General features: G+C 64.9%; 17 protein-coding genes. 8 read left to right on the top strand and 9 right to left on the bottom strand.

Going from position 1 to position 18,596, the window contains the following annotated elements; genetic code table 11:
- The first annotated feature begins 200 nt into the window (after positions 1-200).
- From LPW39_RS15780 to gluQRS, 3 genes are all read left to right on the top strand, one after another.
- Complete coding sequence (locus tag LPW39_RS15780) at positions 201-1,133, top strand: LysR family transcriptional regulator (RefSeq protein WP_230777322.1); 933 nt, start codon at positions 201-203, stop codon at positions 1,131-1,133.
- A gap of 112 nt (positions 1,134-1,245) precedes the next feature.
- Complete coding sequence (locus LPW39_RS15775; protein ID WP_230777127.1) at positions 1,246-2,361, top strand: NAD(P)/FAD-dependent oxidoreductase; 1,116 nt, start codon at positions 1,246-1,248, stop codon at positions 2,359-2,361.
- Positions 2,362-2,627: 266 nt separating this feature from the next.
- Complete coding sequence (gene gluQRS, locus LPW39_RS15770; RefSeq protein WP_230777119.1) at positions 2,628-3,602, top strand: tRNA glutamyl-Q(34) synthetase GluQRS; 975 nt, start codon at positions 2,628-2,630, stop codon at positions 3,600-3,602.
- On the opposite strand, the gene LPW39_RS15765 is transcribed toward gluQRS, so the two are convergent.
- The 3 genes from LPW39_RS15765 to LPW39_RS15755 are packed head-to-tail and all read right to left on the bottom strand — an operon-like array spanning position 3,595 to position 6,882.
- Positions 3,595-4,860, bottom strand: coding sequence for a ferritin-like domain-containing protein (locus LPW39_RS15765; protein ID WP_230777118.1), 1,266 nt, complete (start codon positions 4,858-4,860; stop codon positions 3,595-3,597). The genes gluQRS and LPW39_RS15765 overlap by 8 nt on opposite strands.
- Positions 4,861-4,865: 5 nt before the next feature.
- The gene (locus LPW39_RS15760; protein ID WP_230777117.1) at positions 4,866-5,732 is read right to left on the bottom strand and encodes a phosphate/phosphite/phosphonate ABC transporter substrate-binding protein; all 867 of its coding nucleotides are present in this window, start codon (positions 5,730-5,732) and stop codon (positions 4,866-4,868) included.
- A gap of 37 nt (positions 5,733-5,769) precedes the next feature.
- Positions 5,770-6,882 carry an acyl-CoA dehydrogenase family protein gene (locus LPW39_RS15755; protein WP_230777115.1) on the bottom strand — a complete coding sequence of 371 codons (1,113 nt, stop codon included), beginning with the start codon at positions 6,880-6,882 and terminating at the stop codon, positions 5,770-5,772.
- 319 nt (positions 6,883-7,201) lie between these two features.
- On the opposite strand from LPW39_RS15755, the gene trmB reads away from it, so the two are divergent.
- Positions 7,202-7,975 (top strand): tRNA (guanosine(46)-N7)-methyltransferase TrmB, encoded by a 774-nt coding sequence (trmB, locus tag LPW39_RS15750; RefSeq protein WP_373450271.1) that lies wholly within the window; start codon positions 7,202-7,204, stop codon positions 7,973-7,975.
- A 322-nt stretch (positions 7,976-8,297) separates the two neighbouring features.
- Positions 8,298-9,272 carry a succinylglutamate desuccinylase/aspartoacylase family protein gene (locus LPW39_RS15745; protein ID WP_230777104.1) on the top strand — a complete coding sequence of 325 codons (975 nt, stop codon included), beginning with the start codon at positions 8,298-8,300 and terminating at the stop codon, positions 9,270-9,272.
- Positions 9,273-9,335: 63 nt separating this feature from the next.
- On the opposite strand, the gene LPW39_RS15740 is transcribed toward LPW39_RS15745, so the two are convergent.
- Together LPW39_RS15740 and LPW39_RS15735 are read right to left on the bottom strand one after the other, a co-directional pair.
- Positions 9,336-10,127, bottom strand: a complete 792-nt coding sequence (locus LPW39_RS15740; RefSeq protein WP_230777095.1) for an SDR family oxidoreductase — start codon at positions 10,125-10,127, stop codon at positions 9,336-9,338.
- Positions 10,128-10,174: 47 nt separating this feature from the next.
- The gene (locus tag LPW39_RS15735; RefSeq protein WP_230777093.1) at positions 10,175-11,815 is read right to left on the bottom strand and encodes a 3-(methylthio)propionyl-CoA ligase; all 1,641 of its coding nucleotides are present in this window, start codon (positions 11,813-11,815) and stop codon (positions 10,175-10,177) included.
- 267 nt (positions 11,816-12,082) lie between these two features.
- Between LPW39_RS15735 and LPW39_RS15730 the strand changes: the two genes are divergently transcribed.
- The gene (locus LPW39_RS15730; protein ID WP_230777091.1) at positions 12,083-12,784 is read left to right on the top strand and encodes a pseudouridine synthase; all 702 of its coding nucleotides are present in this window, start codon (positions 12,083-12,085) and stop codon (positions 12,782-12,784) included.
- Positions 12,785-12,811: 27 nt separating this feature from the next.
- Here the strand turns inward: LPW39_RS15730 and LPW39_RS15725 are convergent, their stop codons facing one another.
- A complete protein-coding gene (locus tag LPW39_RS15725; RefSeq protein ID WP_230777083.1) occupies positions 12,812-13,516 on the bottom strand; it encodes an SDR family oxidoreductase in 705 nt (234 codons plus the stop codon).
- A 239-nt stretch (positions 13,517-13,755) separates the two neighbouring features.
- On the opposite strand from LPW39_RS15725, the gene LPW39_RS15720 reads away from it, so the two are divergent.
- Together LPW39_RS15720 and bktB are read left to right on the top strand one after the other, a co-directional pair.
- Positions 13,756-14,514, top strand: coding sequence for an SDR family NAD(P)-dependent oxidoreductase (locus LPW39_RS15720; protein ID WP_230777081.1), 759 nt, complete (start codon positions 13,756-13,758; stop codon positions 14,512-14,514).
- A 152-nt stretch (positions 14,515-14,666) separates the two neighbouring features.
- A complete protein-coding gene (gene bktB / locus LPW39_RS15715) occupies positions 14,667-15,851 on the top strand; it encodes a beta-ketothiolase BktB (RefSeq protein ID WP_230777072.1) in 1,185 nt (394 codons plus the stop codon).
- 3 nt (positions 15,852-15,854) lie between these two features.
- Here the strand turns inward: bktB and pepE are convergent, their stop codons facing one another.
- The 3 genes from pepE to LPW39_RS15700 all read right to left on the bottom strand — a co-directional run bounded on the left by pepE (position 15,855) and on the right by LPW39_RS15700 (position 18,566).
- Positions 15,855-16,556 (bottom strand): dipeptidase PepE, encoded by a 702-nt coding sequence (gene pepE / locus LPW39_RS15710; RefSeq protein ID WP_230777070.1) that lies wholly within the window; start codon positions 16,554-16,556, stop codon positions 15,855-15,857.
- Between the two features lie 152 nt (positions 16,557-16,708).
- Positions 16,709-17,473: a metalloprotease LoiP gene (gene loiP, locus LPW39_RS15705; protein WP_230777068.1), complete on the bottom strand. Its 765-nt coding sequence runs from the start codon at positions 17,471-17,473 to the stop codon at positions 16,709-16,711.
- Between the two features lie 112 nt (positions 17,474-17,585).
- Positions 17,586-18,566 carry a CysB family HTH-type transcriptional regulator gene (locus LPW39_RS15700; protein ID WP_133856088.1) on the bottom strand — a complete coding sequence of 327 codons (981 nt, stop codon included), beginning with the start codon at positions 18,564-18,566 and terminating at the stop codon, positions 17,586-17,588.
- Positions 18,567-18,596 lie beyond the last annotated feature (30 nt).

Raw genomic sequence — 18,596 nt, 5'->3', positions numbered from 1 at the left:
GTTCATCACCATGTCCAAGACTGTAAAACCGCAGCATCCGCCTGCCGGGCAGCGGTTTTGATGGCATCATTCAAAAAATCTGATGGGCTTTTTCCAGAACGTATCCACGATCTCGTCAAGCCTGAATCAAGCCGGCCTCAGCAGCGAAGATTTACCGATCTGCCCAGGGCTGCATGTAGGAAAGAACCGTCAAAATGGCCTTGTTGCGTGACCGCGATGTCCTCACCCCCGATACCCTGGCCTTGCTCCAGCTGGTGGCGGACTCCGGCAGCTTTGCCGCTGCAGCACGCCAGCTGGGTCTGGTGCCCAGCGCGCTCACCTACCGTATCCGCCAGGTCGAGGATGCCCTGGATGTGCTGCTGTTTGACCGCAGCGCGCGCCAGGCCAGGCCCACCGAGGCTGGCCAGGAGCTGCTGCGCGAAGGCGCGCGCCTGCTGTCGGAAGTGGATGCCGTTGCCAACCGCGTACGCCGCGTCGCTACCGGCTGGGAGCCCGAGCTGCGCATTGCCGTCGACGGGGTGATATCGCGCACCACCCTGCTGGAGTTGATCGAGGCCTTCTACACGATCGCGCCGCCCACCAGGCTCAAGATCACTGACTCCATACTGGCCGGTACCTTGGAAGCCCTCAGCTCGGGCCGCGCCGATCTGGCCATCGGCATTGCCGTCGATGCATCGCACGTGGCGGGCCTGCAGCAGCTGGACCTGGGCGAGATTACCTTCCGCTATGTCGTCGCCCCCCACCACCGCCTCGCTGACGAGTTGCAACCCATCAGCGACGAGGTGCTGCGCCAGCACCGCATCATTGCGGTCGCCGATTCCTCGCGCAGCGGAAATGGCCAGACCATCGGCGTGATCAACGGCCAGGATGTGCTGACGGTGGACACTATGCAGGCCAAGCTCCAGGCGCAGCTGCGCGGGATTGGTGGCGGCTTTCTGCCCGACAACATGACCATGCCCTATCTGCGCAGCGGCCAGTTGGTGGAGCGCGAGTTGATGCGGCCACCGCGCAAGATCAAGCTGCGCTACGCCTGGCGCGGCACCAATCCGGGCAAGGCTTTGCAGTGGTGGCTGGACCAGTTGCAGTCCGAGGCCACACGCACTTCTTTGCTGAGCAATCACTATGTGGGATAAATCCTGAGCAAAATGGGCATGCACACCGTGTAGAGTGGTTCTCCAGATGCTGCTGCACCTGCAGCCATCTGTGATGCCTTATCGTTTGTCGAAACAGTACAGAAAGTCTTTCATGTCTTCTCGCATTCCCCCCAAACCCAAACGATCAGCCTCCTCTTCCCATATTGTTCTGGCCACCCGCAAGCACTATGTGGTGGTAGGCGCCGGCATGGCGGGCGTCGTCTGCGCCCGCACCTTGCAGCAAGCGGGCCACCAGGTCACCGTGATCGAAGCACAACCCCAGGTGGGTGGCCGCATGGCCAGCCGCCACAGCGCGCACGGCAGCTTCGATGTCGGCGCCCAGTTCTTCACGGTGCGCGACCCGCGCTTCCAGTTGGCGCTGGACACCACGCCCAACGTCACCCGCCATTGGAGCGTCAACGCCATCCGCACCCTGGATGCCACCGGCAAGGTCGCCGTGACCACGCAGCGCGGCATGGAAGCCCATCTGGTGGGCGTCCCCACGATGGACAGCCTGCTCGCCTCCTGGGCCGCGCCGCTGACCGTTCGCCTTAACGAATACGCGCTGGCTTTTGAGCGCGATGCACTCAACCCCCAGCAGTGGCAGTTGCGTACCGAAGACGTCGACGGCGGCGTGCATGTCTACGCCGGCCTCGATGGCATCGTGCTGGCCATCCCTTCGCCCGAAGCCCAGGAGCTGCTGGCCGACAGCGAAACCCATGTGCCCGCCGACTGGCAGCTGTCCGATGTCTATATCGCTCCAAGCTGGACCCTGCTTCTGACCTTTGCCCACGCGGTCGACCCCAGCATCACCAATATGGGCCCGCAGTGGAATGCCGCCCGCACCGAACACCCCCGCATCACCTGGCTCTCGCGCGAGTCGTCCAAGCCCGGCCGTGGCAAGGTCGAGCGCTGGACCGTGCAGGCCAGCCCCGACTGGGCGCGCAAGCATGAGAACGACGAGCCCCAGCGCGTCGCCGCCAAGATGCTGCAGGCCTTCTCCGAGCTGACCCGCATCCGCGCCACCCCCAGCGACATCCGCGTTGTGCAATGGGGCTATGCCAAGACCATCAACCCCCTGCCCAAGGATGCCAAGGGCCAAGCCCGTAGCCATCTGTGGAACGCCAAGAGCGCCATTGGCCTGTGCGGCGACTGGTGCCTGGGCTACCGGGTTGAAGACGCCTTTGTATCTGGCCTGGAACTCGCGCTGGCCGTGCTCGGCGAATAAGAGGCGCTAACACAACCCTTGATACGTCGTTACCTGGCCGGCCGCACCAAGCCTTGTCGTACGTCTGTACTGCCTGCGGCTTGGCGCCTAGTCGGGGGCGCCCAGCCTCAACCGCAAACCTTCGGTTTGCTGGCTCGTGTTAGCGACTCTAAGCGCAGCGCGCCCGGCAGCCTGCCGGGCGCTTTTCCGTTCTCTCCATCCTCAGCCGTTGCCGATACTGGGCAACGGCTTTTCGCGCTGGCCAGCGGCATTACACTTGCTGTCCCATGAGCTCTCGCGTTTATACCGGCCGTTTTGCCCCCTCGCCCACCGGGCCGCTGCATGCGGGCTCGCTGGTGTCGGCCCTGGCGTCCTGGCTGGATGCCCGCGCCCATGGCGGCACCTGGTTGCTGCGTATCGAAGACATCGACCCGCCCCGCTGCCCGCCCGGCATGGACCAGGAGATCCTGCGCCAGCTCCATGCGCTGCAACTGATCCCTGATGCGCCACCACAGTGGCAATCCGCCCGTCATGGCCTTTATGCCCAGGCCCTGGCGCAGCTGCAGGCAGCCGGCTGGGCCTACCCTTGCGCCTGTACGCGCCGCGACATGGATGCCGCGCTCGCCGCCCAAGGCCATGTGCACGAGCGCCACGGCGAGCGCCCCTACCCGGGCACCTGCCGCGATGGCCTGCATGGCAAGACCGGCCGCAGTTGGCGCTTTCATACCCTGCGCTACCAGCAGCATGCCAGCGCAATCGCGGCCGAAGATGACTTGTTGCCCACGCCCGAGCACCCGGTGCTGCACAGCGACCAGCAGCTGCTGTGGCAAGACCGCTGGCTGGGCCCGCTGCAGCAGGATGTGGCCGCCAGCGTCGGCGATTTTCTGGTGCAGCGCGCCGATGGCCTCTGGGCCTACCAGCTGGCCGTGGTGGTCGATGACGCCGCGCAAGGCATCAGCGATGTGGTGCGTGGCGCCGACCTGGCCGACAACACGCCGCGCCAGTTGCTGCTGCAGCGCGCGCTGGGCCTGCCAGCGCCGCGCTATATGCACACGCCCTTGGTACTGCAGGCCGATGGCGAAAAGCTCTCTAAACAATATGGCGCGCCGGCCGTCGTGGTGGACAGTGCCGAGCAGCGCATCGCCGTGCTGCGCCAGTCGGCCCAGCATCTGGGGCTGGAGGCCGGCCAGGCCAGCAGCATCCCCGATGCGCTGGCCGGCTGGACGGCGCAATGGGCGCGCCGCCACCTGGCCACTACATGAAATTGCGCGTGTGCAAGGAGGCCAGTTCCTGCGCATGGCCACGTTCAAAACCCAGCCGCACCAGCTTGGTATAGCGGCCATCGGCCATGTCCTGCATCAGCTGCTGCACGCGCTGGCTGCCCAGCGCCAGCGCATCGGCGGACAAGGCCCCGGCGCCCACCAGGATGAGCGCATCGAACACCTCTTCATTCAAGCCTGATGTGCCAGCCAAGGCATCGTGGCGCGCCTCCACCGCCTGGGCCAGCCGGTGGCGAAAGTCCGGCTCTAGCTTCAGGCGGTGCAGCAGGTGCGACATGCCCAGCGCCACATGGCGTGCCTCATCGCGGGCTGCCAGGCGGCAGATCTGCCGGGTCAGCGGATCGGGCGCATAGGTCTGCAAAAACTGCAGCAGGTTGACAAAGCTGCCCTCACCCAGCACCGACAGCAAAAAGCCCGCCACTGAAAAATCCTTTTCCGCCAGCAAGCTTTGCAGCGATGCCTGGCCGCCTGCGGTGGAGAGCGCCGGTTCACGCCCATGGCGGCGAATGCGGCGGGTGAACACATCGATATGGCGGGCCTCGTCGGCCACCTGGATCGCCAGCGCCGCCTGCAGCTCGCGGTAATGCGGGTGCAGCTCGCCCAAGAACCGCGCCGGCACAATCAGCGCCGCATTCTCGTTCTCGACCATATAGGTCATCACCTGGACGATGGCGTCCTCGATCACCGCTGCTGGCTCAGGTGCTTGTGCCCAGTCGATGTCCGTGTCGGCATTCCACTGCGCAGCCACGGCCTGGGCATACAGGTCCCCAGCCTGGTCGGTCCAGAACTCGGCCTTTTCCTGCAGGCGAAAGGCAAAGGCCGGTGCCCCGGCCTCCACTGCGGCACCACGCGCTGCCAAGCCCCAGGCCGGGTCGGCCTGTGCCGCCACGGCACCGGGCTGGCTGGCATCGCTATGGCCTGCCACCGCCGCATGGCGCCAGCGGCCGGCTTGCGCACTGCCACGCCGCACCAGCAAGGCCGGCTGCCGCAGCCAGCCGGTCGGTGTTTGCAGCGCATGGCCCTGGGCCTGGCACCAGGCGGCCAACTGCGCCTGCCAGCCCGGCGCCTGGCCGCTGACCCGGATGGACTCGCCCACAGCCACGGCCGCCAGGCCATGCTTGACCAGCAGGTGCGCTCCAGCATCAAAGCCCAGCCGGCCCAGATCCACCAGTGGCAGGCGGGCGGGCTCGGCCTGGCCTGGGCTGCCAGAGCTGCTGGGGGCTGCGGGCGGTTTTTCCATGGGTGTCAATACCGGTAGTCGGCCGCCAGGATGCGGCCCGCGTCATCGTAGAAGCGCTCATCGCGCACCGCACGGGCCAAGGGCACATAGCCCGAAGCCCGGCCAGGGTGCCAGACCTTGAGGCCTTCCAACTCCAGCAAGGGGCGGATCAGCGGGTCGTCCCAGGACATGGCCAGCAGGATCTCGGTAAAGCGCGCCGCATCGGCAGCGCTGATGCTGGGCCCGGCGGTCATATTGCAGTGGTCAAAAGGCTGCGAGGTGTCGAGCACGCGTGTGGCGCCTGCGGGCAAGGTGCCTTCGGCGGCAAAGGCCAGGTAGTTCTTGGCAACCATCCAGGATGCCGCAATGTCTCCCGCCACCATGGCCTTGGCCGCCAGGCGCTCGCCACCGATATGGTCGCCATGCTTGCCGCCCAGCACATCAAAGCGGCGCGCCTGAAAATCCCGGCCGGCCAGCATGCCCTGTTGGCGCAGGTGGTCCAGCGGGATCAGCGTGGCCTGGGGCGAATCTATTGCGCCAAAGCCCAGGGTCTGGCCACGCAGGTCGGCCAGGGTCTGGGCCGGGCTGTCTGCGCGCACCACCAGCAGCGACTGCACATCCATGTCGGTGTCGCGCATTGCGATGGACCGCACCTGCTGGCCGGCGGCTCGCGCCATCAACTCGGCGCGCACAAAGGCCAGCGGCGAGTTCCAGGCCAGTTGCACCGTGCCATCCATCAGCGCCTCGGTCAGCGACTCGTAGTTGGAATACAGCACATAGTCAAAGTACAGGCCTTGCTCGATGAAGTGGGCCTTGAAGCCCTCCCAGATGGTGATGACCTTGGGCGCATAGGCCACGGCGCCCATCTTGAGGGTGGTGTAGGAAGCGGTCATGGGTGCATGTCTCTCCGGTTGGGTTGGTTACGGTGGCTCAGGCTGCAGCGTCGCACAGCGCCTTGCCCAGCAGGTCATAGATCACATCGGTGGTGGGGGCCATCACCGAGGCCGCGCGGGCATCGCGGAACAGCCGCTCAATGCCCAGGTCCTTGCGGAAGGCGGCGCCACCGCAGACACGCATGGCCGTATCGCTCACCTCCAGCGCCGCCTCGGCCGCAGCGGCCTTGCATTGCAGCAGCCGGGTCTTGGCATCGGGGCGCCCGGCCAGCACCGCCTGCACGGCGTCATCGCGCAGCAGGCGGGCCTGGTCGGCCTTGAGCTGGGCCTTGGCCAGGTAGGCGCGGATGGTGGGCAGGTCGGCCAGGCCGCTGCCGTTTTCGGCAAAGCGGGTGTGGGCCACATGCTGCAGCGCGCGGCGCAGCACGCCTTGCATCAGGCCAACCGACGTGGTGGCGATCAAGGTCGGAAAATACGGCATCAGGTAGCGGGCTTTGACGTCTTCGCCCTGGCCATCCTCGCCCAAACGGCAGGACAGCGGCACAGCCACATCCTGGGCGATGATCGGAGACGAGGCATTGCCGCGCAGCCCCATGCCATCAAAGCGCGCGGGAATCTGCAGCCCGGGCAGGCAGCTGTCCACCAGCCACAGCGTATTGCCCTCACCGGTGCTCGCCCGCGAGATCCAGACATAGGAATCGGCCTCCCCGGCCGAGGTAATCATGCTTTTGTGGGCATTGAGCAGCACCGCGCTCGGGCCCTGCGCTGCGGCAGTACCCGTTGGCGCCCAGATATGGCTGCGCGAGCCGGTCTCCGACACCGCCAGGGTGGTGATGTGACGGCCCTGTGCAATGGCGCGGCGGGTGTCTTCGGCAGCAAAAGGCTCGATCAGGGCCACACCGCAGTAGTGCATGGTCAGCACCATGGCCGTGCAGGGGCAGTCCTGGGCAATGCGCTCCACAACCTGTACCGCTTCGGGCAGGCCTGCGCCCATGCCGCCCACATCAGCGGCGCTGATCAGGCCCAGCAGCCCCTGGCTGCCCAAGGCCTGCAGCGCCTGGCGCGGATAGACCGCCTGGCTATCGGTATGCGCGGCAGCCGGCGCGATGAGGTCGCGCACGATCGGCTCCAACGACGAAAGAATGTCCATGCTGCTCCGGATGCTGGCGCAACTGGCAGGCCCATACCGGAACCCATGGGGCGAGCATGGCCGCATAGTGCAAGCCACGAGCCGCCACCAGAGTTTCCTGTCGCATACAGACCTGCAATCACGACAGACTTGAGATTGAAAAGGGCATTATAGGCAGCGACTTTGCCGCTAGCGGGCAGCCAGCACGCACAGCGATTGCCCAATGTTTTGCAACTGCGAACCGGAAAAATCTACAATAGCCCCTTTTTTGACGCGGCCGAGCGCCCCTTGCCGGGCAAGCGCCACCCTGCCGCTTGTGCTGAGCGGCACCTCCATGACCATGCAATCTTCTTCGACGCCTGCTGCCGGCCCCGTGCCCGAGCCCATCATCACCAACGCACGCGATGCCAGCAGTGCCCCCGGCCATGCGCCTGCGGATGTCGCCCATCCCAAGACCATCCGCTCCTATGTGCGCCGTGCGGGCCGCACCACCACCGGCCAGGCCAAGGCCTTTGAAACGCTGGGCACCCGCTATGTGCTGCCCTACACCGGTGAGGCTTTCAATGCCGAAGCGGCGTTTGGCCGCCAGGCCAAGGTGATTCTGGAAATCGGCTTTGGCATGGGCGAGGCCACGGCGCACATCGCCCGCGTTCGCCCGGAAGACAATTTCCTGTGCTGCGAAGTGCATGAGCCGGGCGTGGGCGCACTGCTCAAGCGTATTGGCGAGCAGGACATCACCAATATCCGCATCTTCCAGCACGATGCCGTGGAAGTGCTGGAGAACATGCTGCAGCCAGGCTCGCTGGACGGCATCCATGTGTTCTTCCCCGATCCCTGGCACAAGAAAAAGCACAACAAGCGCCGCCTGATCCAGTCGCCCTTTGTGGCCCAGCTGGTGGCCCACTTGAAGCCCGGTGGCTATATCCACTGCGCGACCGACTGGCAGCCCTATGCCGAGCAGATGCTCGAAGTGCTGTCGGCCAACCCCGACCTGAAGAACACCGCCGACGGCTACGCGCCGCAGCCCGAGTACCGTCCACTGACCAAGTTCGAAAACCGGGGACTGCGTCTGGGCCATGGTGTCTGGGATCTGGTGTTCACCCGCGCCGCATAAGCGTGCTGGGCTAAATGGCCCACATTCCCGCAAAGGCTGCCTCGGCAGCCTTTCTCGTTTTTGGCTGCCCCGGGCACAGAGCCGGCCAGGTAACAGTTGCTTAGCGTATCAAAATTGATAGCAGAATCGGCTGCCTGCAGCGCCCGATGCGGTAGTATGGCTGCTGGCACCTGCTAGCAGGTGCCAATGGCACACGCCGCCCCCTGCCCCACAGTTGTGGGTATAAACCTTGCGCCCTGCTCTGGTGCGACAGTCCCCGGCGGGATGCAAGGCTTGTGATGCAGTGGCCCGGGCTGGCATGCCATCACACCGGAAAACTGCAATGACTGTCTCTCGCTTCCACATCCCCCAACTGGACCACAGCCCCTCTGCCGATCAGCCTGCCGCGTTGCGCAGCTACGGCTGGGCATCGGCTGTGCCGGGCCCGTCCCTGTTGATCTTTGGCGCCGTGCATGGCAATGAGCAAAGCGGCACGCATGCGATCCACCGCTGGATCGAGCGCTTTGAATCGGGTCAGGTGCGCCTCAAGCGCGGGCGCCTGACGATGGTGCCCGTGGCCAACCCCAAGGCCTTTATCAAGAACGAGCGCGAAGGCGACCGCAACCTGAACCGCAACTTTGTGCCCCAGGCCCAGCCGCAGAACTTTGAAGACCACATGGTCAATGCGCTGGCTCCGTTGCTGGAGAGCCATGATGCGCTGCTCGATCTGCACTCCTACAGCGGCGAAGGCCGGGCCTTTGCGATGACCGGCCCGCTCAACAACACCGGCACGCTGGAGCCTTTTGCGCGCCAGCAAGAGGAAGAGGCCTTTGCCAAGGCTGTGGGCCTGCCCGTCATCGTGCAAGGCTGGCTGGAGGTCTATGAGCAAGCCGTGAAGGCGAGCGGCGGCGCGCTTCGCCCCGAGCATGGCATCGGCACCAATGAGTTCATGCGCAGCCGGGGCGGCTATGCGATCACCGTGGAATCGGGCTCGCACGAAGAGCCGCAGGCCATCGAGGTCGCCGACCGCTGCATCGCCGGCGTGCTGAACCTGCTGGAGATGGCCGATGTGACCGTCGAGCCGGTTGCCCAGTACACCACGCACCATATGCGGCAGGTGTTCATGCGCGAAAGCGCCGACGACCGCATGCAACAGGACTGGCAGAACTTTGACCCATTCCGCAAGGGCGACCTGCTGGCCACGCGCGCCGATGGCAGCCAGATTCTGGCGCCGTTCGATGGCTGCGTGATCTTCCCGCAGGCCGATGCCGCCGTGAACCGCGAGTGGTTCTACCTGGCGCAGACGGACCACAGCTGATCGAGCGAAGGCGGGCTGCCTTGTGCAGGCAGCCCGTCAATCTACCCGCTCTGCCAACCTGAATCAGCCAGCGGTGACGATGCTGACCCCGCCATCGACGGCCAGGCACTGGCCGGTGATGTGCTTGCCGGCGTCGCTGGCCAGCAGCACCGCAGCACCCTTCAAATCATCATCCCCGCCCAGGCGCCCCAGCGGCACGCCGGCGGTCATCGCATCCTCGCCGATCTGGTCGATCAGGCCATTGGCCATCTTGGTGCGGAAAAAACCCGGCGCCAGCGCATTGACCCGGATGCCGTAATGCCCCCATTCGGCCGCCAGCGCCCGGGTGAAGTTGATGACGGCGCCCTTGCTGGTGTTGTAGGCAATGGTCTTCATCGCTGCCGGGTTGCCGCCCAGCCCGGCAATCGAGGCCAGGTTGATGATGGCGCCCTGGCGGCGCGGGATCATGCTGCGCTTGGCCAGCTGCTGCGAGAGCAGAAAATAGCCGCGCACATTCAGGTTCATCACCTTGTCCCAGGCGGCAGCCGGGTGGTCTTCGGCGGGCGCGCCCCAGCTGGCACCAGCATTGTTGACCAAGATGTCGACATCGCCCTCACGCGACAGCACCTCTTGCGCCAGGCGCTCGATTTCGCTGTCCACCGCGCAGTCGGCGGCGATCCAGCGCGCATCAATGGCTGCGCCCGCCAGCTCTGCCACCGCTGCTTCCAGCTCGCTGGCCTTGCGGCTGGTCACGACCACCTTGGCACCGGCCTCGCCCAGCGCATGGGCCAGTTGCAGCCCCAGGCCGCGCGAGCCACCGGTGATCAGTGCCGTCTTGCCGGTCAAATCAAATAATTGCCCAATCTTGCGCGTCATGCAAAGGCCTCCTGGTATGCCTGAAGAAATGGATCAAATGGAGGCCATCAGGCCGGCAGCGCATAGTCCTTGAACTGCTCGCGCAGCCGGGTCTTGAGCATCTTGCCGGTCGCGCCCAGCGGGATCGCATCGACAAACAGCACCGCATCGGGAATCTGCCACTTGGCCATTTTTCCCTGGTAGAAGGCCAGCAACTCTGCTTCGCTGACGGTGGCATCCTTCTTGAGCGCAACAAACACCACTGGCCGCTCGTCCCACTTGGGGTGGGGCATGCCCACGCAGGCGGCCATGGCGACTGCCGGGTGGGCCATCGCAATGTTCTCGATATCGATGGAGCTGATCCATTCACCGCCGGACTTGATCACGTCCTTGCTGCGGTCGGTGATCTGCATGAAGCCATCGGCATCGATGGTGGCCACATCACCGGTAGGGAACCAGTCGCGGCCATGCGCATCGGTCACCAGCGGCGACGCGCCCTCGCTGCGGTAGTAGTCGGCCACCACCCAGGGGCCTCGCACCAGCAGGTCGCCATAGGTCTTGCCGTCCCAGGGCTGGTCCAGGCCATCGTCGCCGACGATCTTCATGTCCACGCCAAAGATGACCCGGCCCTGCTTGGCCAGCAGCTGCGCCTGGGTGTCAGCCGGCAGCGCCAGGTGCTTGTGCTTCAAGGTGCACACGGTTCCCAGCGGGCTGAGCTCGGTCATCCCCCAGGCATGCAGCACGGTGACGCCATAGTCGTCCTGGAAGGTCTTGATCATCGCCGGCGGGCAGGCCGAACCGCCAATGATGGTGCGCTGCAGGCTGCCAAAGCGCAGGCCCTGGCTTTGCACATGGCTCAACAGCATCTGCCAGACAGTGGGCACGCCGGCGGCAAACGTCACCTTCTCCGCCTCCATCAGCGCATAGACCGAGGGGCCATCCAGCGCCGGGCCGGGAAACACCAGCTTGGCACCGTTGAGCGGCCCGGAAAAAGGCAGGCCCCAGGCGTTGACGTGGAACATCGGCACGACGGGCAGCACCACATCGCGCGAGGATATATCCATCACATCAGGCAGCGAAGCGCCATAGGCGTGCAATACGGTGCTGCGGTGCGAGTACAGCACGGCCTTGGGGTTGCCCGTGGTGCCGCTGGTGTAGCACATGCCGCAGGCGGTGTTTTCGTCAAACTCGGGCCACTGGTAGGCGCCATCGGCGCCGCCAATCCAGGCCTCGTAGGCGACCAGGCCCGGGATGCCGGCATCGGCGGGTAACTTGTCGGCATCGCACAGCGCCACCCATTGGCGCACCGTCGGGCAGCGCGCGTGGATGGCCTGCACGATCGGCAGAAAGCAGCTGTCAAAGCACAGCACCTCGTCCTCGGCATGGTTGACGATCCAAACCACCTGGTCCGGGTGCAAGCGGGGGTTCAAAGTATGGATGACCCGGCCCGAGCCGCCCACGCCGTAGTACAGCTCCATATGGCGGTAGCCATTCCAGGCCAGGCTCGCCACGCGCGTGCCTGCGGCCAGGCCCATGCCATCCAGGGTCTGGGCCAGTTGCCGCGAGCGCTGCGCAAAGTCGGCATAGGTGTAGCGGTGGATGTCACCTTCGACACGGCGGGAGACGATTTCGGTATCGCGGTGGTAACGCTCCGCAAACTCCAGCAGGTTGGAAGTCAGCAGTTGCTGCTTTTGCATCAGGCCTAGCATTGGGTCTCCTTGTGATATGGCCAGTGGCCGCACGCAGGCGATGCTGCGCATGGCACCACCGGCATGCATCCGTTTTTATAGCGCTTGTGCGCGGCAAAGGGCATCGTAGCAACCCGCACTGCGCGCGGGCTGCATGAGCAAATGCCTGCAGCTTATGACGAGGCATACAGTACAGGCTGCGGCGCGCAACGCGCACTGCGCGCTGTCACCTAGGCTGCAGCCCTTAAAATCTGGCGCATTTCCCTGCTGCCTTTTTGCGCTGTTGCCATGCTGATCCCCGACTACATCGACGAGCACCTGCTGGTGCTGAACAAGCCATCGGGCCTGTTGTGCGTGCCCGGCCGGGGAGACGACAAACAGGACTGCCTGAGCGCCCGGGCCCAGCTGCAATGGCCGGATGCGCTGGTGGTGCACCGGCTGGACCAGCCCACCTCGGGCCTGGTGGTGATGGCGCGCAGCCTGGCCGTGCAGCGCGCGCTGGGCGATGCCTTTGCAGCCCGCACGGTACGCAAGCGCTATACCGCCGTGGTCTGCGGCACTCCAGCTGCCCAGCCTCTGGCGCCCGGCCATGCGCTGCACGCCGCGATGCCGCAGGATGGCCACGCCTGGAGCCTGGTGGACCTGCCACTGATCACTGACTGGGAGCGCCGCCCCTTGCAACGTGTCGATTGGGAGATCGGCAAGCCCAGCCAGACCTGGTGGCGGGCGATGAGCGCAGACGAGGCAGCCGCGCTGCCAACCATGCCCGCCGGCTGCACCCGCCTGTGGCTGGAGCCACTGACCGGCCGCACCCACCAGCTGCGCCTGCATATGCAGGCCATCGGCCATGCAATACTGGGCGACGGCCTGTATGCCAGCGCCGCAGTGCAGGCCATGGCACCGCGCCTGCTGCTGCAGGCGCAGCAGCTGGGCTTTGCCCACCCGGTGACCGGCCAATGGCTGGACTGCCGGCTGGCGGCAGATTTCTGAAGGCCGGGCTGGAACGGCCTGGCCGTCTTAGACGTGGCGCATCAGGCCGCCATCCACGCGGATGTTCTGGCCGGTGATATAGGCCGCACCGTCGGAGGCCAGAAAGGCCACGGTGGCGCCAATCTCATCAGCCTTGCCGTAGCGCTGCAGTGGCACGGCCGCCTGGCGCTCGTCCTTCTTGGGCAGGCTGTCGATCCAGCCGGGCAGCACATTGTTCATGCGGATGTTGTGCTGGCCGTATTCGTCGCAGAAGATCTTCGTGAAGGCCGCCAGCCCGGAGCGCGCCATGGCCGAGGTCGGGAACAGCGCTGCCGGCTCGAACGCCCAGGCCGACGAGATATTGATGATCGCGCCACCGCCCTGCTTTTGCATGATGGGTGCGACCAGGCGCGTGGCGCGCACCACGTTCAGAAAGTACACCTCCAGACCCTTGATCCAGTCCTCATCGCTGATCGACAGCAGATCGCCCTTGGGGCCGTGGCCAGCGCCGTTGACCAGCACATCGATGCGGCCGTAGCGCGCCATCACGGCGTCCACTAGTTTTTGCATGTCGGCCACATTCTGGTTGGACCCCGTCACCCCTACACCGCCCAGCTCCTGGGCCAGCGCCTCACCCTTGCCCGAGGACGACATAATCCCCAGCGCATAGCCGGCCTGGTGCAACTGGCGTGCCGCCGCTGCGCCCATCCCGGATCCACCGGCGATCACGATGGCTACTTTGGATTGGTTCATGCTGTGCTTCCTTTGTCTTTGTCGTTCCAAAGCTGTCGATCCTAACCAAGCCGCCGCGCCTGTGCAGGCATCCGGGAAAAACGCAGCTGTTGGAAGCTGTTTGCCATCTTGGCGCAGCCGCGTTGGAGTGCAATCGGGATGAGTTCGAAGGGTTGGTTCGCAGCTTGCACTAAGGTGCAAGCAAGAGCCAGCGCGAAGAAATCGCCCGATTTCACTCCAACCCGTTACGATAGCTGGTTATGACCACCAAACACCTCTCCATTTTGACCGGCGGCTCCCGCGGCATGGGCCTGGCCATGGGCCAGCAACTTCTGGCCAAGGGCCATACCGTGCTCAGCATCGCGCGCCGCAGCTCCAGCGCGCTGGCCGCTGCCGCTCCAACGCCTGACCAGCTCATCCAGTGGGAGCAGGACCTGGGCGATACCGATGCCGCCGCCCAGCGCCTGGGCGACTGGCTGCGCAGCCTCCAGCCCGCCGACTGGGCCAGCATCACGCTGATCAACAACGCTGGCGTGATTCCGCAGATCGCCCCGCTGTCTGACCTGGCCACGCCCGACCTGCGCAATGCACTGCGCGTGGGCCTGGAGGCGCCGATGGCGCTGACGGGCGTGTTCCTGGGTGCGACCGACAGCTGGACCGTGCCCAAGAAGGTGCTGAATGTGTCCTCCGGCCTGGGCCGCCGCCCTATGGCATCGCAGGCCGCCTACTGCACCGCCAAGGCCGGCATGGATGCCTATGCCCGCTGCGTGGCACTGGAAGAGGCCCACAAGCCCCATGGCGCCAAGATCGTCTCGCTCGCGCCCGGCGTGATCGATACCGACATGCAGGTGCAGCTGCGCAGTGCCGATGCGGGCGCCTTCCCTGATGTAGGCAACTTCAAGGGCCTGCATGAAGGCGGCAAACTCAGCAGTCCTGAACAAGCCGCTGCCAAGGTGCTGGGCTGGCTGGACCGCGCCGATTTTGGCCAGAATGTGATCGCCGACGTCCGCGAGCCTTGAACGACGAAGCGCACTGAACGCTCCCAGCCCGTCGTGACTGTCACCAAGGTGCGTGCTCGCCCTCTGTGGTTGACACAGCGGCGGTCTGGCTGGCAATAATGCTGCAAGGCAACATTTGCATGCCCATTCCAACTTAAACAGGAGACCGTTCCATGTCCCGTGAAGTACTTGTCTGCAGCGCCGTGCGCACTGCCATCGGCACCTTTGGCGGCAGCCTCAAGGATGTTCCACCGACCGAGCTGGGTGCGCTGGTCGTCAAGGAGTCGCTGGCCCGCGCCGGCATTGAAGGCAAGGATGTGGGCCATGTGGTCTTCGGCCACGTGGTCAACACGGAACCCAAGGACATGTACCTGAGCCGCGTGGCCGCCATCCAGGGCGGCTGCCCGCAGGAAACGCCGGCCATGAACGTCAACCGCCTCTGCGGCTCGGGCCTGCAGGCGATTGTGACGGCCAGCCAGGGCATTCTGCTGGGCGACTACGACGTGGCCATTGGTGCCGGCGCCGAAAACATGAGCCGCGCACCCTATGCCAGCACCACCAGCCGCTGGGGCGCACGCATGGGCGATTTCAAGATGATCGACATGATGACCGGCGCGCTGCACGACCCCTTCCACAACATCCACATGGGTGTGACCGCTGAGAACGTGGCCAAGGAATTTGGTGTCAGCCGCGACGACCAGGACCAACTGGCCCTGAGCAGCCACCAGCGCGCCGAGCAGGCCTGGGCAGAGAACCGCTTTGCCGGCCAGATCGTGCCGGTCATCCTCAAAAGCAAGAAGGGTGACATCCGCTTTGACAAGGACGAGCACTTCCGCGCCGGCGCCAAGATTGAAGACTTTCAGAAGATGAAGCCCGTCTTCATCAAGGAAGACGGCACCGTCACCGCCGCCAATGCCTCCGGCATCAATGACGCCGCAGCCGCCGTGGTGCTGATGGAAGCAGCCGCCGCCCAAACGCGTGGCGCCAAGCCGCTGGCCCGTCTGGTGGGCTATGCCCATGCCGGTGTCGACCCCAAGATCATGGGCATTGGCCCGGTGCCAGCGTCCAAGGCCGTGCTGGCCAAGACCGGCCTCAAGCTCGACCAGATGGATGTGATCGAAGCCAATGAAGCCTTTGCCGCGCAAGCCTGCGCAGTGACCAAGGGCCTGAGCGCCGACCCGGCCAAGGTCAACCCCAATGGTTCGGGCATTTCGCTGGGCCACCCGATTGGAGCGACGGGCGCAATCATCACCGTCAAGGCTATCCATGAGCTGCACCGCACCGGTGGCCGCTATGCGCTGGTCACCATGTGCATTGGTGGCGGCCAGGGCATTGCCGCCATCTTTGAGCGCGTCTAAGTACTAGACGTACAGCGCAGTTCCTACGGGCAGGTCCTCGACCGGTTTGCCCGCTGCAAAGCGCTTGGCTGCGAACTGCCCCGCCACCTGGGCCTGGCCGCCCTGCACGCGCAGCCAGCTGCCTTCGGGCAACGCAATCACCTGCTTGTCCGGGTTGGCGATCAGGAACTCCGCCAGACGCTGGTCGCGCGTTTCGCCCTGGTGGCCGGGCGGCAGGCTGTTGTTGTAGTGCGGGTTGATGCAGAACGGCACCAGGCCCAGCGCGCCAAAACCTTGGGGGTCGACGATGGGCATGTCATTGGTGGTGTTGATCGTCAGCCCCGCCAGATTGGCGCCCGCGCTCCAGCCGGTGTACGACATGCGGCCCGAGCGCACCGCATCGTCGATGCGTACCAGCCAGCCCCGTTTGCGGCATTCCGCCAGCAGCTGGAAGGTATTGCCGCCGCCGACGATCACCGCTTGAATATCCCCAGCCAGAAACTGGCCCAGGGCGTCATCCCGGTGCGCGCCCACCAGCTGAACGCCGGTAGGTGCAATGGCGTCCTGCACCTGCGCAGCGTAATCATCCCAGCTGAGGCTGACCCCGGCAAAGGGCACGAACAATGCTTTTTGCACGCCCTGCATCTGGGCTGCCAGCGCATCGCGGCAAAAGGTCAGGTAGCCGCCATCCGGGGCACGGGAGTTGCTCAACAACAGTAACTGCATAACATCTCTTGGAGTTGGGCTGCCAGCATAGCAGCCCGCGCTGTACCGTGCGATCGCGAAGGCACCGGCTGCAGGCCCCTCTGCGATGCGGAGACGCAAAAAAGGACTGGTCAGCTGCCTTGCAGCCTGCCAGTCCTTTGCGTTACGGAGATTTACTTGCCGCTGTCCAGTCGTGCCTGCATCGCCTTGGCGCGGGCTTCCGATGGGGGGTGCGAATCCATCAGAGAGCCGCCGCCACCGCCGCTCAGCTTGGCCAGTTTCTGGAAGGCCGTGACAAGGCCTTTGCGTTCCATCTTTTGCTTGGTGAGCAGGTCAAAGGAGTAGTTATCGGCGGCAGACTCGTTGGACTGCGAGAACTGCGCATGGATGAACTTTTCACCCAGCTCGCCCGCTTGCGAGCTCGACAGCGATGCCAAGGTGGCATTGCCGCTGTTGGCGGCAATCTGGCGTGCGGCCGATGTGGCATACGCCGTCTGCATGCGGCGCTTGCTGTGTCCCAGCGCCACATGGCCGATTTCATGGCCGATCACGCCACGCAGTTCGTCGTCGTTCATCAGGTCCATCAGACCGCTGTAGACGCGGATGCAGCCATTGGCCATCGCCCAGGCATTCACATCGCTGGTCAGGTAGACCTTGTAGTCGGCCTTCTTGCCTTCCACCTCTTGGGGCATGTTGGCCACGACCTTGGCCAGGCGCTGGCTGTATTTGTTGTTCGCGGGTGCGACCTTGTTTTGCTGGTCCAGCGCGGCGCAGGATTCATTGGACAAAGCCACGACATCGCCATCGGTCAATGTCATGGCCTTCATCGCGGTGGAGCCGGAATCCATCAGACCACTCAGGTTGCCCGCGTCCATGGTTTTGCAGCCGGCCAGGGCCATGGCTGCGACCAGACCCGTGAGCATCAAAGTTTTGCGCATTCGCTATCTCCTCATCTACACGTTAAAAACGTGCATCATAGCCTGCGCTTATTGAAAACTTTGTTTCTATTCTTGTCAGCCTGGATCCAGTCGCAGTGTCAGTGCCAGCCGCTCAAGCGGCTTTCTGCGCTGTAGCAGCGGCTGCCGGCTCGTCGGGCGCCGTGGCAGAGACGGCCTGCAACACCACCTCGCGCTTCAAGGTTGGCACAAAGCTTTCGATGAACTGCAGCGCATAGGCGCGCAGCCACACCCCCTTGCGCAGTGCAATGCGGGTGGTGTTGACCTTGAACAAATGCCCCGCATCGATGGCGCGCAGGTTGCGGTCGCGCTCCTCGTCAAAGGCGATCGAGGCCACGATGCCAATGCCCATGCCCAGCTCGACATAGGTCTTGATCACGTCGGCGTCCATCGCAGTCAGCACCACATTGGGCGTCACCTCGGCCGCAGCAAAGGATTCATCGATGTGCGAACGGCCGGTGTAGCCCTGTTCGTAGGTGATGATCGGAAAACGCACCAGCGACTGCAGGGTCAGCGGGCGGCCGGATTCCTGCTGGGCCAGCAAGGGGTGGCCAGGCGGCACGACGACCGAGTGGGTCCAGCGGTAGCCCGGCAAGGTGGCCAGGCTCGCATAGCCGGTCAAGGCCTCGGTGGCCACGCCGATATCGGCCGCGCCGCTCAGCAGCATCTCGGCCACCTGGCGCGGTGAGCCCTGGTGCAGGTGCAGGGCCACGTCGGGAAACTGCTCGCGAAAATCGCGCACCACCAGCGGCAGTGCATAGCGCGCCTGCGAGTGGGTGGCGGCAATGCTCAGCTGGCCGCTGCGGCTGGCATGGAAATCGGCACCGGCACGGCGCAGGTTTTCAGACTCCAGCAGCAAGCGGTCCACGATCGGCAAAATGGCTTCGCCCGGCGGGGTCAGCCCGGTCAGGCGCTTGCCGGCGCGGATGAAGATGTCCACGCCCAGCTCGTCTTCCAGTTCGCGGATCTGGCGGCTCACGCCTGGCTGCGAGGTGTAGAGCACATGTGCCACCTCGGTCAGGTTGTAGCCATTGCGGGCGGCCTCACGCACGGCCCGCAGTTGCTGAAAATTCATAACATTCACCTTTTTGGACCAAGCCACCAG

The organism is Comamonas koreensis (assembly GCF_021026195.1).
GTDB lineage: Bacteria > Pseudomonadota > Gammaproteobacteria > Burkholderiales > Burkholderiaceae_C > Comamonas > Comamonas koreensis.
The sequence above is the reverse complement of the archived record's forward strand: the minus strand, read 5'-3'. Positions and strand labels throughout refer to the sequence as shown.